17 protein-coding genes are annotated in these 20,187 nt (G+C 70.7%); 8 read left to right on the top strand and 9 right to left on the bottom strand.

The annotated features are described in order from the left end of the window. Positions 1 to 32: 32 nt before the first annotated feature. The 3 genes from Q8791_RS03935 to Q8791_RS03925 all read right to left on the bottom strand — a co-directional run bounded on the left by Q8791_RS03935 (position 33) and on the right by Q8791_RS03925 (position 3,721). Entirely contained in the window at positions 33 to 1,799 is a 1,767-nt protein-coding gene (locus Q8791_RS03935) for an acetyl/propionyl/methylcrotonyl-CoA carboxylase subunit alpha (protein WP_330090181.1), read from the bottom strand. An 87-nt stretch (positions 1,800 to 1,886) separates the two neighbouring features. Beyond that, positions 1,887 to 2,114 carry an acyl-CoA carboxylase subunit epsilon gene (locus tag Q8791_RS03930; protein ID WP_330090180.1) on the bottom strand — a complete coding sequence of 76 codons (228 nt, stop codon included), beginning with the start codon at positions 2,112 to 2,114 and terminating at the stop codon, positions 1,887 to 1,889. After that, positions 2,111 to 3,721, bottom strand: coding sequence for an acyl-CoA carboxylase subunit beta (locus Q8791_RS03925; RefSeq protein ID WP_330090179.1), 1,611 nt, complete (start codon positions 3,719 to 3,721; stop codon positions 2,111 to 2,113). The genes Q8791_RS03930 and Q8791_RS03925 overlap by 4 nt, the downstream gene beginning before the upstream one ends. Before the next feature lie 337 nt (positions 3,722 to 4,058). On the opposite strand from Q8791_RS03925, the gene Q8791_RS03920 reads away from it, so the two are divergent. Beyond that, positions 4,059 to 6,620: a phosphoenolpyruvate carboxylase gene (locus Q8791_RS03920; protein ID WP_330090437.1), complete on the top strand. Its 2,562-nt coding sequence runs from the start codon at positions 4,059 to 4,061 to the stop codon at positions 6,618 to 6,620. Positions 6,621 to 6,651: 31 nt separating this feature from the next. Here Q8791_RS03920 and Q8791_RS03915 read toward each other — a convergent pair whose 3' ends face one another. Beyond that, positions 6,652 to 7,254 carry a Uma2 family endonuclease gene (locus Q8791_RS03915; protein WP_330090178.1) on the bottom strand — a complete coding sequence of 201 codons (603 nt, stop codon included), beginning with the start codon at positions 7,252 to 7,254 and terminating at the stop codon, positions 6,652 to 6,654. Positions 7,255 to 7,383: 129 nt separating this feature from the next. Here Q8791_RS03915 and Q8791_RS03910 point away from each other — a divergent pair, with 129 nt between their 5' ends. The 4 genes from Q8791_RS03910 (at position 7,384) to Q8791_RS03895 (ending at position 10,763) form a co-directional block, all read left to right on the top strand. After that, positions 7,384 to 8,244 carry a biotin--[acetyl-CoA-carboxylase] ligase gene (locus Q8791_RS03910; RefSeq protein ID WP_330090177.1) on the top strand — a complete coding sequence of 287 codons (861 nt, stop codon included), beginning with the start codon at positions 7,384 to 7,386 and terminating at the stop codon, positions 8,242 to 8,244. Between the two features lie 132 nt (positions 8,245 to 8,376). Then, a complete protein-coding gene (locus Q8791_RS03905) occupies positions 8,377 to 8,898 on the top strand; it encodes a PH domain-containing protein (RefSeq protein ID WP_330090176.1) in 522 nt (173 codons plus the stop codon). A 139-nt stretch (positions 8,899 to 9,037) separates the two neighbouring features. After that, the gene (locus Q8791_RS03900) at positions 9,038 to 10,027 is read left to right on the top strand and encodes an adenylate/guanylate cyclase domain-containing protein (RefSeq protein ID WP_330090175.1); all 990 of its coding nucleotides are present in this window, start codon (positions 9,038 to 9,040) and stop codon (positions 10,025 to 10,027) included. A 91-nt stretch (positions 10,028 to 10,118) separates the two neighbouring features. Then, complete coding sequence (locus Q8791_RS03895) at positions 10,119 to 10,763, top strand: MBL fold metallo-hydrolase (protein WP_407941951.1); 645 nt, start codon at positions 10,119 to 10,121, stop codon at positions 10,761 to 10,763. 175 nt (positions 10,764 to 10,938) lie between these two features. On the opposite strand, the gene Q8791_RS03890 is transcribed toward Q8791_RS03895, so the two are convergent. From Q8791_RS03890 to Q8791_RS03875, 4 genes are all read right to left on the bottom strand, one after another. Continuing rightward, a complete protein-coding gene (locus Q8791_RS03890; protein WP_330090174.1) occupies positions 10,939 to 11,727 on the bottom strand; it encodes a succinate dehydrogenase/fumarate reductase iron-sulfur subunit in 789 nt (262 codons plus the stop codon). Next, on the bottom strand, positions 11,724 to 13,634 hold the full coding sequence (locus Q8791_RS03885; RefSeq protein WP_330090173.1) for a fumarate reductase/succinate dehydrogenase flavoprotein subunit: 1,911 nt from the start codon (positions 13,632 to 13,634) through the stop codon (positions 11,724 to 11,726). Before Q8791_RS03885 ends, Q8791_RS03890 begins: the two co-directional genes overlap by 4 nt. 38 nt (positions 13,635 to 13,672) lie before the next feature. Next, on the bottom strand, positions 13,673 to 14,485 hold the full coding sequence (locus Q8791_RS03880; protein ID WP_330090172.1) for a hypothetical protein: 813 nt from the start codon (positions 14,483 to 14,485) through the stop codon (positions 13,673 to 13,675). 336 nt (positions 14,486 to 14,821) lie between these two features. Then, positions 14,822 to 15,817: a LysR family transcriptional regulator gene (locus Q8791_RS03875; protein WP_330090171.1), complete on the bottom strand. Its 996-nt coding sequence runs from the start codon at positions 15,815 to 15,817 to the stop codon at positions 14,822 to 14,824. A gap of 131 nt (positions 15,818 to 15,948) precedes the next feature. Here Q8791_RS03875 and Q8791_RS03870 point away from each other — a divergent pair, with 131 nt between their 5' ends. Genes Q8791_RS03870 through Q8791_RS03860 form a run of 3 tightly spaced genes read left to right on the top strand, consistent with a single transcriptional unit; the run spans position 15,949 to position 19,289 of the window. After that, complete coding sequence (locus Q8791_RS03870; RefSeq protein WP_330090435.1) at positions 15,949 to 16,599, top strand: succinate dehydrogenase cytochrome b subunit; 651 nt, start codon at positions 15,949 to 15,951, stop codon at positions 16,597 to 16,599. After that, complete coding sequence (locus Q8791_RS03865) at positions 16,600 to 18,546, top strand: fumarate reductase/succinate dehydrogenase flavoprotein subunit (protein WP_330090170.1); 1,947 nt, start codon at positions 16,600 to 16,602, stop codon at positions 18,544 to 18,546. Beyond that, the gene (locus Q8791_RS03860) at positions 18,543 to 19,289 is read left to right on the top strand and encodes a succinate dehydrogenase/fumarate reductase iron-sulfur subunit (RefSeq protein WP_330090169.1); all 747 of its coding nucleotides are present in this window, start codon (positions 18,543 to 18,545) and stop codon (positions 19,287 to 19,289) included. Before Q8791_RS03865 ends, Q8791_RS03860 begins: the two co-directional genes overlap by 4 nt. Before the next feature lie 193 nt (positions 19,290 to 19,482). Here Q8791_RS03860 and Q8791_RS03855 read toward each other — a convergent pair whose 3' ends face one another. After that, positions 19,483 to 20,124, bottom strand: a complete 642-nt coding sequence (locus Q8791_RS03855) for a GNAT family N-acetyltransferase (protein WP_330090168.1) — start codon at positions 20,122 to 20,124, stop codon at positions 19,483 to 19,485. Between the last annotated feature and the right edge of the window lie 63 nt (positions 20,125 to 20,187).

Here is a 20,187-nt window from a genome sequence, read left to right as displayed (position 1 = left end):
CTCGGCGCCCCCCGTGTTCCCGTCTCCGGGCCCTAGGCGTCCTTGATCTCGCAGACCACGGCGCCGTTGCCCACGGTCTCCCCGGCGGAGACCTTCAGGCCGCTCACCACGCCCGCGCGGTGGGCGGTCAGCGGCTGCTCCATCTTCATCGCCTCGATCACGACGACCGTCTCGCCCTCGGCCACGCTCTGGCCCTCCTGGGCGACCACCTTCACCACGGTCCCCTGCATCGGCGACACCAGGGAGTCACCGCTCGCGGCGGCGGCACCCGGCCCGCTCTTGCGGGAGGCCCGCTTCCTGCGGACGTCACCGCCGGAAGCGGCAGCCGCGGAAGCGCCCAGCCCGGCGGGGAGCACGACGTCGATCCGCTTGCCGCCCACCTCGACGGTGACCGTCTCGCGCTCCGGCTCCCCCGCCTCACCGGGCGAGCCCGACCACGGCTCGATCGTGTTGTCGAACTCGGTCTCGATCCACCGTGTGTACACCCCGAACGGCTGCTCGGGGTCGGCGGGCGCGAACGCCGCGTCGGCCACGACCGCCTGGTGGAACGGGATCACCGTGGGCATCCCGCCCACCTCGAACTCGGCCAGCGCCCGACGGGAGCGCTGCAGCGCCTCGGCGCGGGTGCGCCCGGAGACGATGAGTTTGGCGACCATGGAGTCGAAGGCCTGGGGGACGGTGAACCCGGCCTCGCAGCCGGTGTCCACCCGCACCCCCGGGCCGCCGGGCAGCTTCAGCTCGGTGATCGTGCCGGGCGCCGGCATGAAGTTGCGACCGGCGTCCTCGGCGTTGATGCGGAACTCGAAGGAGTGGCCGCGCACCTCGGGGTCGCCGAAGCCCAGCTCCTCGCCGTCCGCGACGCGGAACATCTCCCGGACCAGGTCGATGCCGGTGACCTCCTCGGTCACCGGGTGCTCGACCTGCAGGCGGGTGTTGACCTCCAGGAAGGAGATGGTGCCGTCCACTCCCACCAGGAACTCGCACGTTCCCGCGCCCACGTACCCGGCCTCGGCCAGGATGGCCTTGGACGCGGCGTAGAGCTTCTCGGTCTGCTCGGCGCTCAGGAAGGGGGCGGGGGCCTCCTCCACCAGCTTCTGGTGGCGGCGCTGGAGCGAGCAGTCACGGGTGGACACGACCACCACGTTGCCGTGGGTGTCGGCCAGGCACTGGGTCTCCACGTGCCGGGGCCTGTCCAGGTAGCGCTCCACGAAGCACTCGCCCCGCCCGAACGCGGTGACGGCCTCGCGCACCGCGGACTCGTAGGCGTCGGGCACCTCCTCCAGGGTGTGCGCGACCTTGAGCCCGCGCCCGCCGCCGCCGAACGCGGCCTTGATCGCGATGGGCAGCCCGTGCTCGGCGGCGAAGGCCACGACCTCCTCGGCCGATTCCACCGGGTCGGGGGTGCCCGCGACCAGGGGCGCGCCGACCTTCTGTGCGATGTGGCGGGCCTGCACCTTGTCGCCCAGGGCAGTGATCGCGGAGGGGGGAGGGCCGATCCAGGTGAGCCCGGCGTCGATGACGGCCTGGGCGAAGTCGGCGTTCTCTGCCAGGAACCCGTAGCCGGGGTGGACGGCGTCGGCGCCGGAGGTCGCGGCCACGGCCAGGAGCTTGGCGATGTCCAGGTAGGAGTCGGCCGGGGTCGACCCGCCCAGGGAGTAGGCCTCGTCGGCGAGCTTGACGTGGAGCGCGTCCAGGTCGGGCCCGGCGTAGACGGCGACACTGCCGAGACCGGCGTCCGCGCAGGCGCGGGCGATGCGCACGGCGATCTCGCCGCGGTTGGCGATCAGTACTTTACGCACGGTGGGAAGTCCTTCTGCTGTGGCGTGGGGCGGAGGCGCACCGGCCGCTCCCCGCGACGTCTGGGTGGTGGTGGGGCACGGAGGACGTCACCTCGTGCTCAGGCGCCAGGCGCCGGGCCCGGGGCGCAGCGGGGCGCGCACGCCCCGTGAGCGGTCCCTCCACCCCGAGGGGCGCGGCGTCTCCGCGGGCGCGTCGTCGGCGGCGCGGGCGGCGTTCGCCCGCGCGGTGAGGACCGCGGTGAGGACCGCGACCTCCTCGGCGGTCGGCTCGCCCCTGACGACGACCAGGTGCGGAGCGTTGCTCGGCGCGCTCACAGCGGGATGTTCCCGTGCTTCTTGGGGGGCAGCTGCTTGCGTTTGTTCCGCAGCGCCCTGAGGGCCTTGGAGATCTGGTCCCGGGTCTCGGAGGGCATGATGACGCCGTCCACGTACCCGCGCTCGGCGGCGGAGAACGGGTTGAGCAGGGTGTCCTCGTACTCGCCGACGAGGCGGGCGCGTTCGGCCTCGACGTCGTCCGCGGCGGCGAGGGTGCGCCGGTGCAGGATGTTCACCGCGCCCTGGGCGCCCATGACCGCGATCTGGGCGGTGGGCCACGCCAGGTTGACGTCCGCGCCCAGGTGCTTGGAGCCCATGACGTCGTAGGCGCCGCCGAAGGCCTTGCGGGTGATCACGGTGATCAGCGGAACGGTGGCCTCGGCGTAGGCGTACAGCAGCTTGGCGCCGCGCCGGATGATGCCGTCCCACTCCTGGTCGGTGCCGGGCAGGAAGCCGGGCACGTCCACGAAGGTGAGGACGGGGACGTTGAAGGCGTCGCAGGTGCGCACGAAGCGCGCGGCCTTCTCCGAGGCGTCGATGTCCAGGCAGCCCGCGAAGCTCATGGGCTGGTTGGCGACGATGCCGACGGACCGGCCCTCCACGCGGCCGAAGCCCACCACGATGTTGGTGGCGAACTGGGCGTGGACCTCCAGGAAGCCGCCGTCGTCCAGGACGGCCTCGACGACGGTCCTGATGTCGTACGGCTGGTTGGCGGAGTCAGGGATGAAGGTGTCCAGGGCCAGGTCGGTGTCGGTGACCTCGCCGCCTCGGTCGTCCTCGGGCGCCAGGACCGGCGCCTCCTCGAGGTTGTTGTCGGGCAGGTGCGAGAGCAGGGTCCGGACGTAGTCGATGGCGTCCTGCTCGTCGGCGCCCATGTAGTGCGCCACACCGGACTTGGTGTTGTGGGTGCGCGCGCCGCCCAGCTCCTCCATGGAGACGTCCTCGCCGGTGACGGTTTTGATGACGTCGGGACCGGTGATGAACATCTGAGAGGTCTCGTCGACCATCACCACGAAGTCGGTGAGGGCGGGGGAGTAGACGTGTCCGCCCGCCGCGGCCCCCATGATGAGGGAGATCTGGGGGATGACGCCCGAGGCGTGGGTGTTGCGCTTGAAGATCTCCGCGTACAGGCCCAGCGCGACGACTCCCTCCTGGATGCGCGCGCCGCCGCCCTCGTTGATGCCCACGACGGGGCAGCCGTTGGTGAGGGCGTGGTCGAGGACCTTGACGATCTTCTCGCCGTAGACCTCGCCGAGAGAGCCTCCGAAGACGGTGACGTCCTGACTGAACACGGCGACGGGGCGCCCGTCCACGGTGCCGTGCCCGGTGACGACACCGTCACCGTAGGGCCGGTTGCCCTCCAGCCCGAAGCTCGTGGAGCGGTGTCGGGCCAGGGCGTCGAACTCCACGAACGACCCCGGGTCGAGGAGCGCGTCGATCCGCTCGCGGGCCGTCATCTTGCCTTTGGCGTGCTGTTTCTCAACGGCTCGCGCGGACCCGGCGTGGACGGCTTCGTACCGGCGTCGTTGCAGGTCGGCGAGCTTGCCCGCGGTCGTGTGGATGTCGATCTCGTCCGCGGACAGCGGTTCTGGGGCTTCGGTGGCCATAACTACGCAGGTTAACCGCGCGTCTGTCGATCCGGGGCACGCGGCCCTGGTTACTCGCCAGTAGGTGGGGTTCGGCACAGGCCCGTCGGGGCGCCTCCGGAGGGTGCGGGCGCGGCCCCTCCGACGCCGGAACGGCGTGAGTAAATGTTCGCTCCTTTCCCTTTTGCAACAATGCTTAACGCCCGGGCAAAGTGCGCCGGAAATGCGCCCCCGCGCACCTGGAGGAGGGTGCGATCTCTGTAGGGTCGGGCGCATGACAGCGGTAAGCGCAGAACGCGACAGTGCCCGGCAGGAAGTTCCCGAACAGCTCAGGAATGACGTCAAACTCCTCGGGGAGATGCTCGGAACGGTCCTCGCCGAAAGCGGCGGCGAGGAACTGCTCGCCGATGTCGAGAAGCTCCGACACGCCGTGATCGGTGCCCGCGACGGCTCCGTCACGGGCGAGCAGATCACAGAGATCGTGGCCGCCTGGCCCCTCGAACGCGCCAAGCAGGTGGCCCGTGCCTTCACGGTCTACTTCCACCTGGCCAACCTGGCCGAGGAACACCAGCGGATGCGGGCCCTGCGGGAGCGCGACGACGCGGCCAACCCGCCCCGCGAGTCCCTGGCCGCGGCCGTGCGCGCCATCCGGGAGGACGACGGGGGCGAGGAGCGGCTCAACGAACTCGTCGCCGGGATGGAGTTCCACCCCGTGCTCACGGCCCACCCCACGGAGGCCCGCCGCCGCGCCGTCTCCACCTCCATCCAGAGGATCAGCGCCGACCTCGACGCCTGGCACGCCTCCCACCAGGGCAGCAGTGCCGCCGCCGAGGCCCACCGCCTCCTGCTGGAGGAGATCGACCTGCTCTGGCGCACCTCCCAGCTGCGCTACACCCGGCTCGACCCGCTCGACGAGGTCCGCACCGCCCTCGCCGCGTTCGACGAGACCATCTTCTCCGTCATCCCGCAGGTCTACCGGTCCCTGGACGCCGCCATCGACCCCGACGGCACCGGTGTCCGCGCCCCGCGCGCCACACCGTTCGTCCGCTACGGGAGCTGGATCGGCGGCGACCGGGACGGCAACCCGTACGTCACCCACGACGTGACCCGCGAGGCCATGCTCATCCAGTCCGAGCACGTGCTGCGCGGACTGGAGAAGGCCGCCGACCGCGTCGCCCGCACCCTCACCGCCTACTCCAACCTCACCCCGGGCAGCCCGGCTCTGCTCGACGCGCTGGCCGCCGCCGGGGCCGGGCACCCCGCCCTGATGGCCGAGATCGGCGAACGCTCGCCCAACGAGCCGCACCGCCAGCTCCTGCTGCTGGCCACCGCCCGCCTGCGCGCCACCCGCGAACGCGACGCAGACCTGGCCTACCCCGACGCGGACGCCTTCCTGGACGACCTGCGCACCGTGCAGGACTCCCTGGTCGACGCCGGTGCCGTACGCCAGGCCTACGGGGAGCTCCAACACCTCGTCTGGCAGGCGGAGACCTTCGGCTTCCACCTCGCCGAACTGGAGATCCGCCAGCACAGCGAGGTGCACGCCGCCGCCCTGGAGGAGCTGCGCGCGGGCAGGGCCCCCTCCGAGCGCACCGAGGAGGTCCTCGCGACCATCCGGGTGATCGCCTGGATCCAGGAGCGCTTCGGCGTGGAGGCCTGCCGCCGCTACATCGTCAGCTTCACCCGCACCGCGGAGGACGTCGCCGCCGTCCACGAACTCGCCTCCTACGCCCTCCCGCCCGAGCGGATGCCCGTCCTCGACGTCATCCCGCTGTTCGAGACCGGCGCCGACCTGGACGCCTCGCCCGACGTGCTCGACGGCATGCTGAAGGTGCCCCAGATCCAGCGCAGGCTGGACCGGACCGGCCGCCGTCTCGAGGTCATGCTCGGCTACAGCGACTCCGCCAAGGACGTCGGACCGGTCAGCGCCACCCTGCGGCTTTACGACGCCCAGGCCCGTCTGGCCGCGTGGGCGGAACGGCACGACGTGCGGCTCACCCTCTTCCACGGCCGGGGCGGATCGCTCGGCCGCGGCGGCGGACCCGCGAGCCGCGCCCTGCTCGCCCAGGCCCCGGGATCGGTCGGGGGCCGGTTCAAGGTCACCGAACAGGGCGAGGTCATCTTCGCCCGCTACGGGCAGCCCGCCATCGCCCGCCGCCACATCGAGCAGGTCGGCCACGCGGTGCTCATGGCCTCCACCGACGCGGTGCAGGAGCGGGAGCGCTCCGCCGAGGAGAGGTTCCGGGGGGTCGCCGACACCATCGCCGGCGCCGCCCAGGAGACCTACCTCGACCTGATCAACGCCGAGGACTTCGCGGTGTGGTTCTCCCGTGTCAGCCCCCTGGAGGAGCTCGGCGAGCTGCGGCTGGGCTCGCGCCCCTCGCGGCGCGGGGCGGCGCGGGGACTCGGCGACCTGCGCGCGATCCCGTGGGTGTTCGCCTGGACGCAGACCCGGGTCAACCTGCCCGGCTGGTTCGGACTCGGCACCGGCCTGGCCGCCGTCGAGGACGTGTCCGCCCTCCAGGCCGCCTACCGCGAGTGGCCGATGTTCGCGTCCCTGCTCGACAACGCGGAGATGAGCCTGGCCAAGACCGACCGCGCGATCGCCGAGCGCTACCTGGCGCTGGGCGGCAGGCCGGAGCTGACCGCGCGGGTGCTGGACGAGTACGACCTCACGCGCAGGCTGGTCCTGCGGGTGACCGGGCACAGCCGCCTGCTGGAGAACAGGGCCGTCCTGTCCCGGGCCGTGGACCTGCGCAACCCGTACGTGGACGCGCTGTCCCACCTTCAGCTGCGCGCACTGGAGGCGCTGCGGGGGGAGGAGGCCGACTCGCTCTCCGAGGAGGACCAGCAGCACCTGGAGCGGCTGCTCCTGCTCTCCGTGAACGGCGTCGCCGCCGGGCTGCAGAACACCGGCTGACCCCGCACGCCTCCGCGGCGGGCACGGTGCGTCAGGCGGGGAACCCCCCGGTGTCCAGCGTGAGGTCGAACGGCGCGGGCAGCCGGATCTCCTTGCCGAACGGCACCTTCGTCGCGCTGGTGTACCGGCCGTTCTCCGGGCCCGAGAAGAGGGTGACCTCGCTCCTGCCCGTCTCGGGGTCCCAACGGTCCACCAGCAGGTACAGGGGGACGCCCGCGTGCGCGTAGCCCCAGAGCTTGGGTCCGCGGTCCCGGTCGGCGGTGCTCCTGGAGGTCACCTCGACCACCAGCAGGGCTTCGGCGGCCAGGTTCTCCGGGTCGTACTCCAGCACGGGACGGGGGAGGACCAGCAGATCGGGAATGTACAGGCCGCTCCGAAGCGGCACACGCACATCGACGGTCTGGTGGACCTCGGCCTCCCCGATCCGACTGCCCTCGCGCAGGATCTCGCGGGTGAGGGCCTTGTTGACCTGCCATACGATCTGGCTGTGTTCGGGCTTAGGTGGGGTCACGAGGATGAGCGCGCCTTCGATGATCTCGGCCCGACATCCTTCGGGCACATCCAGTTCTTCCCAGGTGCGCAACATGAACTGCCAGGAGAGCAGTGCCTCGGGTTCCACCGCCGCGATACTCATCTGCCGCGTCACCTCCAGTAGCTGAACGTAGCAACGCACGATCACCGATGTGCCTGTTCCAGAGTATCCGGCCGTCCTCTGCCCCACTCGGGTTTCCGGAGCGGGTTCCGGCGCTGCTGTAATGGGCGTATGACCAGCGAACCCGAGCCCTTCCCGAGACCGCCGCTCGACACCGCGGCGCTCGAAGCCGCCCTCGTCCGGCCGGGAGGCCTGTGGCGGCGGATCGAGGTGCTGCCCGAGACCGGGTCGACCAACACCGACCTGGCCGCGCGCGCCGCGGCCGGGGCCCCGCACGGGAGCGTCCTGGTGACCGAGCACCAGACCGCGGGGAAGGGGCGGCTGGGGCGCGGGTTCAGCGTTCCCCCACGCGCCGCCCTCACCGTGTCCCTCCTGGTGCGACCCGCCGCGCCCGTCTCCGCGCTCGGCTGGCTGTCCCCGCTCATGGGTGTGGCGGGTGTCGGAGCGGTGCGCCGTCTGACCGGGGTGAAGGCGTCCCTGAAGTGGCCCAACGACGTGATCGTCCCCGCGGGGCTCCGGGCCGGGGCGGGCCGGGCCGACGGCAAGCTCGCGGGGATCCTCGCCGAGGTGGACTTCTCCTCGGGGAGCCCGGCCGTGGTCGTCGGCATCGGCGTGAACGTGTCCCAGTCGCGCTCCGAACTGCCCGTCGACAACGCCGTCTCCCTGCGGGGGGAGGGCTCCACCGCCCTGGACCGGGGCGCGCTGCTCGCCGCCGTCCTCGGGGAGTTCGAGGAGCTGTACACCGAGTGGGACGCGGCCGGCGGCGATGCCGAGGCGGGCGGCCTGGCCCCCGCCTACCGGGACATGTGCGCCACCGTCGGGCGCCGGGTACGGGTCCACCTGCCCGGGGGCCGGACCCTGGACGGGACCGCGACCGGGGTCGACTCGCAGGCGCGCCTGCTGGTGCGGGGGCCGGGCGGGGAGCGGGCGCTGAGCGCGGGCGACGTCGTCCACGTGCGCCCGGGCGACTGACCGGGACACGCCCGAGGGCCCGCCGGCCGGGCCGTCCGCGTGCGCCCGGACGGCGGAGCGGCGGTCGCCGTCGTCCACAAGAGGGCTTCCGCGCACTCCCGTGGCCGACCGCCTTGTGCCATCATCACCGTTATGGCTATCGCGGACCGTTATCTCTCCGACGACGAGGAGCTCGTCCACGTCGTCCGCCAGCACTGGACCCTGCTGGCGGGCGAGTGCGCGGCACTCCTCGCCATCGTCGCCGCCGCCGGTGTCGCCCTGTGGTTCGTGCCCTGGGACCAGGACTGGAGCCTGATCGCCGCCGGGGTCGTCGTCGCCGTCGGACTGGTCGCCGCGCTGGTCCTCTGGCTCGTCCCCGTGCTCAAGTGGGCGACCACCGTGTACATCCTCTCCAACCGGCGGCTGATGGTGCGCGAGGGCCTCATCTCCAAACAGGGCCGCGACATGCCCCTGACCCGGGTGAACGACGTCGCCTTCAACATCTCCCTGTGGGAACGCATCATGCGGTACGGAACGTTGTCCGTACAGTCGGCCTCCGAGCAGGAGGGGATGGTCCTGCGCCGGGTGCCGAGACCCGAGTGGTTCCAGGCGGAGATCTACAGACAGGTCAACATCGCCCAGCGGCCGGAGTACCCGGCGGGACCCCAGAGGTGACCATTCGCCTCCGGTGCGCGCCCACCCCCTACCGGGGAGTGGCCACAGGCGTAAGCTGGAGGTGATCCGCGCCGCGTCCCGGCACGGTGACCAGGTGATTGCTCCCCGCCATCCGGGGATGATCCGTGAAAGAGAACGTATGCCGTCGCGTCCGGACCCGAAAGCGATCGAGGCCGCCCTTCTGGGCGGCGAACCGGTCTACACCAGGGAACAGGCGATCGAGCTCGCCGGTGCCGACCCCGAACTCGCCGGACGTATCTGGCGCGCCCTCGGATTCCCCAACCAGGGCGACGAGACGATCACCTTCGCAGAGAGCGACGTCGAGTCGCTGAGGATCGCCAACAGCCTGCTCCAGGAGGGAATCCTCGACGAGGAGGGGGTGGTCCGATTCGCCCGCGCGATGGGCCAGACCATGGCCCGCCTCGCGGACTGGCAGACCAGCATCCTGAGCACGCTCATATACAAGGAGGGCGTGGACTCGGCGACCCCCCTGATGAACCAGGTCAAGGAGCTGCTGCCCGACGTCGAGCGCCTCCTGCTGCACATCTGGCGCCGTCAGCTCTCCGCCTCCACCGCCCGCACCCTCGCCGTGATGTCCAACGGCAACGACGGGGTGCCCAACTACTACCCGCTGGTCGTCGGCTTCGCCGACCTGGTCTCCTTCACCACGCTCAGCCGCGAACTGGACGAGGTGGAGCTGGCCGGGGTGGTGGAGGGCTTCGAGGCCACCGCGGCCGACATCGTCGCCTCCGGCGGCGGGCGCGTCGTCAAGACCCTCGGCGACGAGGTGCTCTACGTGGCGGACTCCCCGGCCGAGGCCGCCGACATCGCCCTTCGCCTCGCCTCCGGGGTCAAGACCCATGTGGAGGTGCCCGACGTGCGGGTCGGTCTGGCCGCGGGGCCGGTGCTCACCCTCCACGGCGACGTGTTCGGCACGACCGTCAACCGCTCCAGCAGACTGACCTCCTTCGCCCGCCCCGGCACGGTCCTCATCGACGAGAGCCTGGCGGAGAGCCTCGCCGACGAGGACGGCCTCCAGGTGGTGAGGGTGAGGGCGCGTCACGCGCACGGGCTCGGGCTCATCCAGCCCTACGCGCTGCGCCGCAACTTCGAGCCCACGGGGCTCTGACTCTCACTCCCCTCTTACCGAACCGGCATGTGCGGGCGGTGCGGGAGGGATAGGCTCGGAACCGCCGTACCGGCCCACAAGACGTCAGGTGATGAGCCCTGTGAGCGTGCTTCCTCCCATCCAACGCCTGCGTACCTCAGGCATCTTCAGCCTGGAGGGCGGCGAGTTCGATGTCGAGAACAACGTGTGGATCGTCGGTGACGAGGACAGCGCGATCGTGATCGACGCCGCGCACGACCACCAGGCGATCGCGCGAGGTCTCGGCGACCGTGAGCTGATGGCCATCGTGTCCACCCACGGGCACAGTGACCACGTCAACGCCGCCGTCGCGCTCGCCGACCTCACGAACTGCCCCATCCTGCTGCACCCCGACGACGCGGACCTGTGGCACCAGGCCCACCCGCACCGCGAACCGGACGCCCCGCTGCTGGACGGCGAGGCGCTGCTGGCCGGGGGCGTCGAACTCCAGATCCTGCACACCCCGGGCCACACCCCCGGCGGCGTGTGCCTCTACGCGCCGGAACTGGGCGCGGTCTTCACCGGGGACACCCTCTTCCCGGGCGGTCCGGGCGCCACGGGGCAGCCCTTCTCCGACTTCCCCACGATCATCTCCTCGATCCGCGACCAGCTCGTGGACCTGCCGGGGGAGACGGTCGTCCACCCCGGCCACGGCGAGTCCACGACCATCGCCGAGGCGGCCGAACACCTGGACTCCTGGGCCGCGCGGGGCTTCTGACACGCGGGCCGGCTGTTCGGGACAGCCGCAGGGCCGCCGTCCCCGTGCCCCGACGAGGGGTCGGCGGCCCGCTGATCCCGCCGTGCGCCGCCCCCGCCGTGCCGGGGGAGGGCCGCGCACGACGACCACCGGGGGCCGGCCCCCGGCGGCCGTCGTCGGACCACGGCGTCCCGGGTCAGCCGTCCGTCGGTGGGCGGAGGTTGGGCACGATCGGCGTGTCCTTCGGGCGGACGCCGATCTTCGAGCCCAGCCACACCAGCGGGTCGTACTTGCGGTCGGCGACGCGCTCCTTCATCGGGATCAGGGCGTTGTCGGTGATGTGGATGCCCTCCGGGCACACCTCCGTGCAGCACTTGGTGATGTTGCAGTAGCCCAGGCCGAACTCGTCCTGCGCGATCAGGCGGCGGTCGGCGGTGTCCTCGGGGTGCATCTCCAGCTCGGCCACCCGCATGAGGAAGCGCGGACCCGAGAAGTGCTCCTTGTTCTCCTCGTGATCCCGGATCACGTGGCACACGTTGTTGCACAGGAAGCACTCGATGCACTTGCGGAACTCCTGTGAGCGCTCCACGTCCACCTGCGCCATGCGGAAGTCACCCGGGGACGACTTCGGGTCCGGGGTGAACGACGGGATCTCCATCGCCTTCCGGTAGTTGTACGACACGTCGCACACCAGGTCCCGGACCACGGGGAAGGTGCGCATCGGCGTCACCGTCACCACCTCGTCCTCGTCGAAGACGCTCATGCGGGTCATGCACGACAGCCTCGGCCGCCCGTTGATCTCCACCGAGCACGAGCCGCACTTGCCCGCCTTGCAGTTCCACCGCACCGCGAGGTCCGGGGTCTGCGTGGCCTGGAGCCGGTGCAGGACGTCCAGCACCACCTCGCCCTCGTTGACCTCGACCCGGTACTCGGCGAGTCCGCCCTCGCCGGAACCCCGCCACACCCTGAACACGCGCTCGCTCATGACCGGCCCTCCTCGGGCAGCTCCGCTTCCGTCAGGTACTTGGACAGCTCCTCGCGCTCGAAGAGGGCGAGGAGCTCGGCCGGGATGTCGGCGACCGGGCGCCGGGACAGCGCCACCCGGTCGGCCCGGTCGGCCCTCACCTCCAGGTTCACCCGCCGCCACTCGGCCGACATGGCCGGGAAGTCGTCCCGGGTGTGCCCGCCGCGCGACTCCTCGCGCTCCAGGGCGGCCGCGGTGATCGCCCGCGACACGAGGATCATGTTGGGAAGGGCGAGCGCCAGGTGCCATCCCGGGTTGTAGACGCGGTCCCCGGGCGCGCTGAGCAGGTGCGCCCGCTCCTCCAGGGCGGCCAGCCGGCCGATGGCGTCCTCCATCTCCGGCCCGCGCCGGATGATCCCCACCAGGTCGTTCATGGTGTCCTGGAGCTCGGAGTGCAGTGTGTACGGGTTCTCGCCGCCGCCCTGCTTGAGGAAGTCCAGCGCGTACCTGGCTGATTCGGCCGCGACCCGGTCCACGGCCTCCCTCGGCACTCCCCCGCCGCCCAGCCCGTCCACGTACGCGGCCGCGGACAGGCCCGCGCGGCGGCCGAACACCACCAGGTCCGACAGCGAGTTGCCGCCGAGCCGGTTGGAGCCGTGCATGCCGCCCGCCACCTCACCGGCGGCGTACAGCCCGGGCACGTCGGAGGCCGCGGTGTCGGCGTCCACCCGCACCCCGCCCATCACGTAGTGGCAGGTCGGCCCCACCTCCATGGGCTCGGCGGTGATGTCCACGTCCGCCAGCTCCTTGAACTGGTGGTGCATGGACGGCAGCCGCCGGCGGATCTCCTCGGCCGGGAGCCGCGTGGACACGTCCAGGAACACGCCGCCGTGCGGTGAGCCGCGCCCCTCCTTGACCTCGTTGTTGATGGCCCGTGCCACCTCGTCACGGGGCAGCAGCTCCGGAGGCCTGCGGTTGTTCGCGGGGTCGTCGTACCAGCCGTCCGCCTCCTTCTCGGTCTCCGCGTACTGGGAGCGGAACACGTCCGGCACGTAGCCGAACATGAACCGCGCGCCCTCGGAGTTGCGGAGCACACCGCCGTCGCCGCGCACCGACTCGGTGACGAGGATGCCCTTGACCGACGGCGGCCAGACCATCCCGGTGGGGTGGAACTGGACGAACTCCATGTTGATGAGGGAGGCCCCGGCCCGCAGGGCCAGGGCGTGGCCGTCCCCGGTGTACTCCCAGGAGTTGGACGTGGTGCGGAACGCCTTGCCGATGCCGCCGGTGGCGAGGACGACCGCGGGCGCCTCGAACACCACGAACCCGCCGTCCACCCGGCGGTAGCCGAACGCGCCGACGACCCTTCCCCCGTCGGTGACGAGTTCGGTGACCGCGGTCTCGGCGAACACCCGCAGCCGGGCCTCCGGGTCTCCCAGCTCGGCCGCGTCGGCCTGCTGGAGTGCGACGATCCGCTGCTGGAGGGTCCGGATCATCTCCAGCCCGGTGCGGTCGCCCACGTGCGCCAGCCGCGGGTACTCGTGGCCGCCGAAGTTGCGCTGGCTGATTCTCCCGTCCTCGGTGCGGTCGAACAGCGCCCCCCAGTGCTCCAGTTCGAGAATGCGCTCCGGCGCCTCGCGGGCGTGGAGTTCCGCCATCCTCGGATCGTTGAGGAACTTGCCGCCGCGGATGGTGTCGCGGAAGTGCACGCGCCACGCGTCGTCGGGGTTGGCGTTGCCCAGAGCGGCGGCGGCGCCGCCCTCGGCCATCACCGTGTGGGCCTTGCCGAACAGCGACTTGGAGATCACCGCTGTGCGCTTGCCCTGCTCGCGGGCGGCGATCGCGGCGCGGAGCCCGGCTCCGCCCGCCCCGATCACCACGACGTCGTAGGTGTACCGGGTGATGCCGGTGTCTGCTGTGGGGGGCATGTGGGTGTGCCTTTCCAGGGGACGGCCCTCCCCGGGGCTCAGTTGAGGATCCTCAGGTCGGTGATGGCGCCGCCGGCGAGCAGGGCGACGTAGGCGTCGGTGGCGATCAGGGACGCGATGCTGAACCAGCCGAAGTACATGTGCCGGTTGTTCAGGGTCGAGATCCGGCTCCACATCCAGTAGCGGGCGGGGTGCCGGTCGAAGCTGCGCAGGCGCCCGCCCATGATGTGGCGGCACGAGTGGCAGCTGAGCGTGTAGCCCCAGAGCATCACCACGTTGACGACCATGATCAGGTTGCCGAGGCCGATGCCGAAGCCGCCGTCCGTCCCGTGGAAGAAGGGGACCGCCGTGTCCCAGGTGTTGACCAGGGTGATGGCGAGGGCGACGTAGAAGAAGTAGCGGTGGCCGTTCTGGGGGAGCATCAGCGGCCTGGTCTCACCGGTGTAGCGTGCGTGCGGCTCGCGGACGGCGCACGCGGTGGGCGCCTGCCAGATCGACCGGTAGTAGGCCTTGCGGTAGTAGTAGCAGGTCACCCGGAACAGCAGCAGGAACGGCAGGCTGAGCAGGGCGTAGGGGATGAGCGGCGGGAACTCGAAGGGGAGCCGCCCGAACAGCGCGGCCTCGGGTGCGCACTGCTGGGCCAGGCACGGTGAGTAGAACGGGGTCAGGTAGTGGTGCTCCGCCACCCAGTAGTGGTCCTGTTGGAGCACCCTGAGGGTGGCGTAGACGACGAAGGTGGCCAGGCCCAGGGTCGTGAGGACCGGGCTGAGCCACCATCGGTCGGTGCGCAGGGTTCGTCGGGGGATGCGCGCCCGGACGCCGCCGGGGCGCGCGCTGTCGTTCGGGGTCACCGAGGTCTCCACCTCCTGTGGAGAGGGCGCCGTCGGGACCGGAACGGGGGCGGGACCCCGTTCCCCGGCGGTGAACGCTCTCCGTGAGTGCTGGACGGCTGCGGGAGAAGCTGTAGGACCGGTCTGCAACGCAACGTTAGGACGTTGTGATCACGGTCACGTCCCGGCTTCGGAGAAACCCCTGGGAGGCCTATGTGAAATAGGCCACTTTTAGCATTTTATTTGTGGCCTTTTGTCATTAAAAGCAAATGAACGTCCATGAATGTCATGTTCGTTGCTTTTGACAACTGAGTGGCGGGTGGGGGCGATATTGCCCTGTGTCCCCTCGGCGGACGCTCAGTTGCTTTCCTCGGCATTCCTGCCGGAGAGCCTTTCCTCCTCGGGTCCGCCCGCGCCCGCGTCCGAGATCAGCACCTCCAGGTCCGGCCCCAGGTCCTCCTTCGACATCCCCAGCAGGTACTCGTTGAAGTGCCGCCGGAACGCGTCCGCCGAGTGCGAGGGCTCCACGTCCTTGCGCCGCGCCAGAGCCACGGTCCGGAGCAGGCGCGGCCTGGCCAGCGGCGTCCCCCGCAGGCCGGGCCGGTTCTTCAGCACCATGCTGGGCACCACCGCCAGCCCCAGCCCCGCCTCCACGAACCGCAGGACGGCGTCCATCTCCCCGCCCTCCACCGCCAGGTCCGGCTCGAATCCCGCCGCCCGGCACGCCCGCAGCGTCGCCTCCCGGACGTCGTAGCCGCGCCGGAACATCACCAGCGCCCGCTGCCGGAGCTCCGTGATGCGGATCGACGCCCTCCCGTTGGGGGAGGGTTGCGACATCGGGCTCACCACGACCAGGTTCTCGCGCAGGATCGGCGTGGTCGAGAAGTCGGGGTCGCTGCTCTGGAGCGGCAGGATGATCAGGGCCAGGTCCAGCTCGCCCCGCCCCAGGTCGCGGATGAGGTCGCGCGAACCGCTCTCCTCCACCTGGAGTTCGATCCCGGGAAAGCGGGTATGGAAGTCCGCGAGCACGTCCGCCAGCAGCCCCGCGCACAGCGACGGGGTCGCGCCGAGACGCACCCGGCCCCGGCGCACGCCGGCCAGCTCCGCCACCTCCCGGCGGGCCGTCTCCAAGTCCGTGAGCATGCGCTGAGCGAGCGGAAGCAGCGCCTCGCCCGCCGGAGTGAGTGTGATGTTTCCCCGGGCACGACTGAATAACGGCGCGCCCAACTCCCGCTCAAGACTGCGGATCTGTTTGCTCAAACTCGGCTGGGCGACGCGTGAAAGCTCGGCTGCGCGGGTGAAATGGCGTGTGCGGGCCACGGCGACGAAGTACGCCAGCTGCTGGAACTGCATGCTTCATAGCCTACGTCTATGGACACCAGGGTCCTGATGACTTGGACGTCAGGGTGAACTCGAATTTAAAGTGGCAGGCTGTGGCGAACAGTACCTTGACCAAGAAGCGATCTACGGCCTACAGGTCCACGGTGGCGCTCAAGTCCGCGATGGCGGTCACCGGCGTGATCCTTGTGCTGTACCTGATCGCGCACATGTACGGCAACCTGAAAGTCTTCTCGGGCCAGGAAGCCTTCGACGGCTACGCGCACGGCCTCCGTGAGCTCGGCTACCCGCTCCTGCCCGAGAGCGGCTTCCTGTGGATCGCGCGCATCGTCCTGCTGGCGAGCATCCTCATCCACATCTACTCCGCCGCGGTCCTCACGATCCGCGCCCGCGGGGCCCGCACCGAGCGCTACCAGGTGAAGAAGCGGGTGCAGCGCACCTACGCCTCGTACACCATGCGTTACGGCGGCGTGCTCATCGCGCTCTTCGTGATCTTCCACATCCTGCACCTGACGGTGAACGTCATCGCTCCCGGCGGCAAGTCGGACAGCCCGTTCGAGCGGCTCGTGAACGGCTTCCAGCCCGAGTTCTGGTACGTGACGCTGTTCTACGTCGCCTCCGTGATCGCGGTCGGTTTCCACCTGCGGCACGGTGTGTGGAGCGGGATGGCCACGCTCGGCCTCAACAAGGCCAGCCGCCAGGGCAAGATCAACGCGGTCGCCGTGGCGATCGCCGTGGTCGTGACCGTCGGCTTCCTGCTTCCGCCCCTGGCGGTCACCTTTGGACTGGTGAGTTAATTGTCTGAGAACGACCTGTACATCGAGGGCGCCCCGATCCGGGACGAGAAGGCCCCCGAGGGACCGATCAACGAGCGCTGGGACAAGCGCCGCTTCGGCGCCAAGCTGGTCAACCCCGCGAACCGGCGCAAGCTCTCGGTGATCATCGTCGGCACCGGCCTCGCCGGCGCCTCCGCGGCCGCGACCCTGGGCGAGGCGGGCTACAAGGTCACCTCGTTCTGCTACCAGGACAGCCCCCGGCGCGCGCACTCCATCGCCGCGCAGGGCGGCATCAACGCCGCGAAGAACTACCGCAACGACGGCGACAGCATCTACCGGCTGTTCTACGACACCGTCAAGGGCGGTGACTTCCGCTCCCGCGAGTCGAACGTCTACCGCCTGGCGCAGGCCAGCGTCGAGATCATCGACCAGTGCGTGGCCCAGGGCGTCCCGTTCGCCCGCGAGTACGGCGGCCTCCTGGACAACCGCTCCTTCGGCGGCGTGCAGGTGTCCCGCACCTTCTACGCGCGCGGCCAGACGGGTCAGCAGCTCCTCATCGGCGCCTACCAGGCGCAGGAGCGGCAGATCGCGGCCGGCACCGTCCAGATGAACACGCGCCACGAGATGCTCGAGGTCATCGTCGTGGACGGCAAGGCGCGCGGCATCATCGCCCGTGACATGGTCACCGGCGAGATCGAGACGCACTTCGCCGACGCCGTGGTCCTGGCCACCGGCGGTTACGGCAACGTGTTCTTCCTGTCGACCAACGCCATGGGCTCCAACGTCACCGCCGCGTGGCGCGCCCACCGCAAGGGCGCGCACTTCGCGAACCCCTGCTACACGCAGATCCACCCGACCTGCATCCCGGTCAGCGGCGACTACCAGTCCAAGCTGACCCTGATGAGCGAGTCGCTGCGCAACGACGGCCGAATCTGGGTGCCCAAGGTGGGCGGTGACGACCGGGACCCGCGCCAGATCCCCGAGGAGGAGCGCGACTACTACCTGGAGCGCATCTACCCGTCCTTCGGCAACCTGGTGCCCCGTGACATCGCGTCCCGTGCCGCCAAGAACGTCTGCGACGAGGGCCGCGGCGTCGGCCCCGGCGGCCTCGGCGTGTACCTGGACTTCGCGGACGCCATCGGGCGCCTGGGCCGCGACGCGGTCGAGGCCAAGTACGGCAACCTCTTCGACATGTACCAGCGCATCACCGGAGAGAACCCGTACGAGCTCCCGATGCGCATCTACCCGGCCGTGCACTACACGATGGGCGGGCTGTGGGTCGACTACGACCTCCAGAGCACCATCCCGGGCCTGTTCGTGACGGGTGAGGCCAACTTCTCCGACCACGGCGCCAACCGCCTGGGCGCGAGCGCGCTGATGCAGGGTCTGGCGGACGGCTACTTCGTCCTGCCGAACACCATCAACGACTACCTCGCGGCCGGCCCCTTCGATCCGATCGACGAGAGCCACCCCGAGGCCGTCGCGGCCAAGGCGGACGTGACCGCGCGGATCGACAAGCTGCTCTCCATCAACGGCTCCCGCACCGTCGACTCCTTCCACAAGGAGCTCGGCCACATCATGTGGGACTACTGCGGCATGGAGCGCAACGAGGAGGGCCTGCGCAAGGCCATCGAGCTCATCCGCGAGCTGCGCGCCGAGTTCTGGCGCGACGTCAAGGTGCTCGGGGCCAACGAGGAGTTCAACCAGGCTCTGGAGAAGGCCAACCGCGTGGCCGACTTCCTGGAGCTGGGCGAGCTCATGTGCATCGACGCCCTGCACCGGCGCGAGTCCTGCGGCGGTCACTTCCGCTCCGAGAGCCAGACCGAGGACGGGGAGGCCCTGCGTCACGACGACGAGTTCGCCTACGTCGCGGCCTGGGAGTTCGGTGGCGTGGACAGCAAGCCCGTGCTCCACAAGGAAGACCTGGAGTACGAGTACGTCGAGATGAAGCAGCGGAGCTACAAGTGAACATCACCCTGCGCGTGTGGCGCCAGAAGGGCCGTGACGACGAAGGTCGCATGGTCACTTACAAGCTCACCGACGTCTCGCCGGACATGTCCTTCCTGGAGATGCTCGACGTCCTCAACGAGAAGCTCACGCTGGAGAACGAGGACCCGGTCGCGTTCGACCACGACTGTCGCGAGGGCATCTGCGGAGCCTGCGGCGTCGTGATCGACGGCGAGGCCCACGGTCCCGAGCGCACCACCACCTGCCAGCTGCACATGCGCAGCTTCAAGGACGGCGACACCATCACGGTGGAGCCGTGGCGCGCCACGGCGTTCCCCGTCGTGAAGGACCTGGTCGTGGACCGGGGCGCGTTCGACCGCATCATCCAGGCGGGCGGCTTCATCAGCGCCCCGACGGGTACCGCGCCGGACGCCCACGCCAACCCGATCCCGAAGCCGGACGCCGACCGCGCCTTCGACGCCGCGACCTGCATCGGCTGCGGCGCGTGCGTGGCGGCCTGCCCGAACGCGTCCAGCATGCTGTTCACCGCCGCGAAGGTCACCCACCTCGGCATGCTCCCGCAGGGGCAGCCGGAGCGGGCGTCGCGCGTGGTGAAGATGGTCAACCAGCAGGACGAGGAGGACTTCGGCGGCTGCACCAACATCGGTGAGTGCGCCGCGGTCTGCCCGAAGGGCATCCCGCTGGACACGATCTCCCAGCTCAACCGTGACCTGCTGGGCTCGCTCAGCAAGGGCATCGGCTAGGCGCGACCGCTTCCGGGGGAACACCCCGGTCCGGTCACACGGGGCCGCACCCCTGCGGGGTGCGGCCCCGTCGCGTGTCCCGGTCCCGGTCGGGGCGGAGACGGCTGGGGCTGCGTGAGCGGTCGCGGGCGACAGGACGCGCCTGCCCGCGGGATCGGGGACGCCTGCCGCGAGGGGCCGGACGGCGCCCGCCTCAGGACGCCGCGGGGCGGACCATGCAGTACGCCGACGGGGCCCGCGGGTCGTTGATCGCCCGTACCACCCGGAAGCCGTACCGCTCGTAGTATCCGAGGTTCGCGGAGTTCATGGTCTCCAGGTGGACGGGGACGCCGTCCGCGTCGGCGCGGGCGAGGCCCGCGCGCAGCAGGTGCGCGCCCACTCCTGTCCCGCGTGCCACCGGGTCGGTTCCCAGCATCGACAGGTACCAGTGCGGTTCGTCGGGGGCCGCCGCCCTGAGCTCGGCCGTGTACCGGGCGATCTCGGGCAGGCGCGACAGGCCGACCAGGTGGATCCAGTGGGGGAGCGAGCGGAGCATCACGGCGAACCCCTCCGAGGACGCGCCGGGCGGCGCCCACAGGGCCGCGCCCCGGACCACCGGTCCGCGCGCGGAGTCCTCACGGCGCTCGACGACCGTGGTGTAACCGCTGGGGACGTAGCCGAACCCCGCCATGAGCGCGCACGCGCGCGTGGTCTGCGCCATGCGCAGGTTCTCGTCGGGGAAGAACCAGCGGAAGAACGGGTCGCCCTGGAAGGCGCGCCCCAGGACCCGGGCCACTCCGGGAACGTCGTTCATGGTCGCGGTGCGGACGGCCCGCGCCGATGCCGTGGGAGTCACGGGTGGTGCCTCTTCCCTCGTCACGGGGCTCTGGTCACCGTTCATGGTAGATCGCCGAATCGT

Origin of the sequence: Nocardiopsis codii (assembly GCF_036327455.1) — a bacterium.
GTDB classification, from domain to species: domain Bacteria; phylum Actinomycetota; class Actinomycetes; order Streptosporangiales; family Streptosporangiaceae; genus Nocardiopsis; species Nocardiopsis codii.
The sequence above is the reverse complement of the archived record's forward strand: the minus strand, read 5'-3'. Positions and strand labels throughout refer to the sequence as shown.

Coding starts and splice junctions, on each gene's coding strand:
- Q8791_RS03925 (WP_330090179.1), bottom strand. CDS start 3,721: ATGGCCACCGAAGCCCCAGAACCGCTGTCCGCGGACGAGATCGACATC.
- Q8791_RS03895 (WP_407941951.1), top strand. CDS start 10,119: ATGAGCCCTGTGAGCGTGCTTCCTCCCATCCAACGCCTGCGTACCTCA.
- Q8791_RS03910 (WP_330090177.1), top strand. CDS start 7,384: ATGACCAGCGAACCCGAGCCCTTCCCGAGACCGCCGCTCGACACCGCG.
- Q8791_RS03920 (WP_330090437.1), top strand. CDS start 4,059: ATGCTCGGAACGGTCCTCGCCGAAAGCGGCGGCGAGGAACTGCTCGCC.
- Q8791_RS03915 (WP_330090178.1), bottom strand. CDS start 7,254: ATGAGTATCGCGGCGGTGGAACCCGAGGCACTGCTCTCCTGGCAGTTC.
- Q8791_RS03890 (WP_330090174.1), bottom strand. CDS start 11,727: ATGAGCGAGCGCGTGTTCAGGGTGTGGCGGGGTTCCGGCGAGGGCGGA.
- Q8791_RS03875 (WP_330090171.1), bottom strand. CDS start 15,817: ATGCAGTTCCAGCAGCTGGCGTACTTCGTCGCCGTGGCCCGCACACGC.
- Q8791_RS03905 (WP_330090176.1), top strand. CDS start 8,377: ATGGCTATCGCGGACCGTTATCTCTCCGACGACGAGGAGCTCGTCCAC.
- Q8791_RS03885 (WP_330090173.1), bottom strand. CDS start 13,634: ATGCCCCCCACAGCAGACACCGGCATCACCCGGTACACCTACGACGTC.
- Q8791_RS03900 (WP_330090175.1), top strand. CDS start 9,038: ATGCCGTCGCGTCCGGACCCGAAAGCGATCGAGGCCGCCCTTCTGGGC.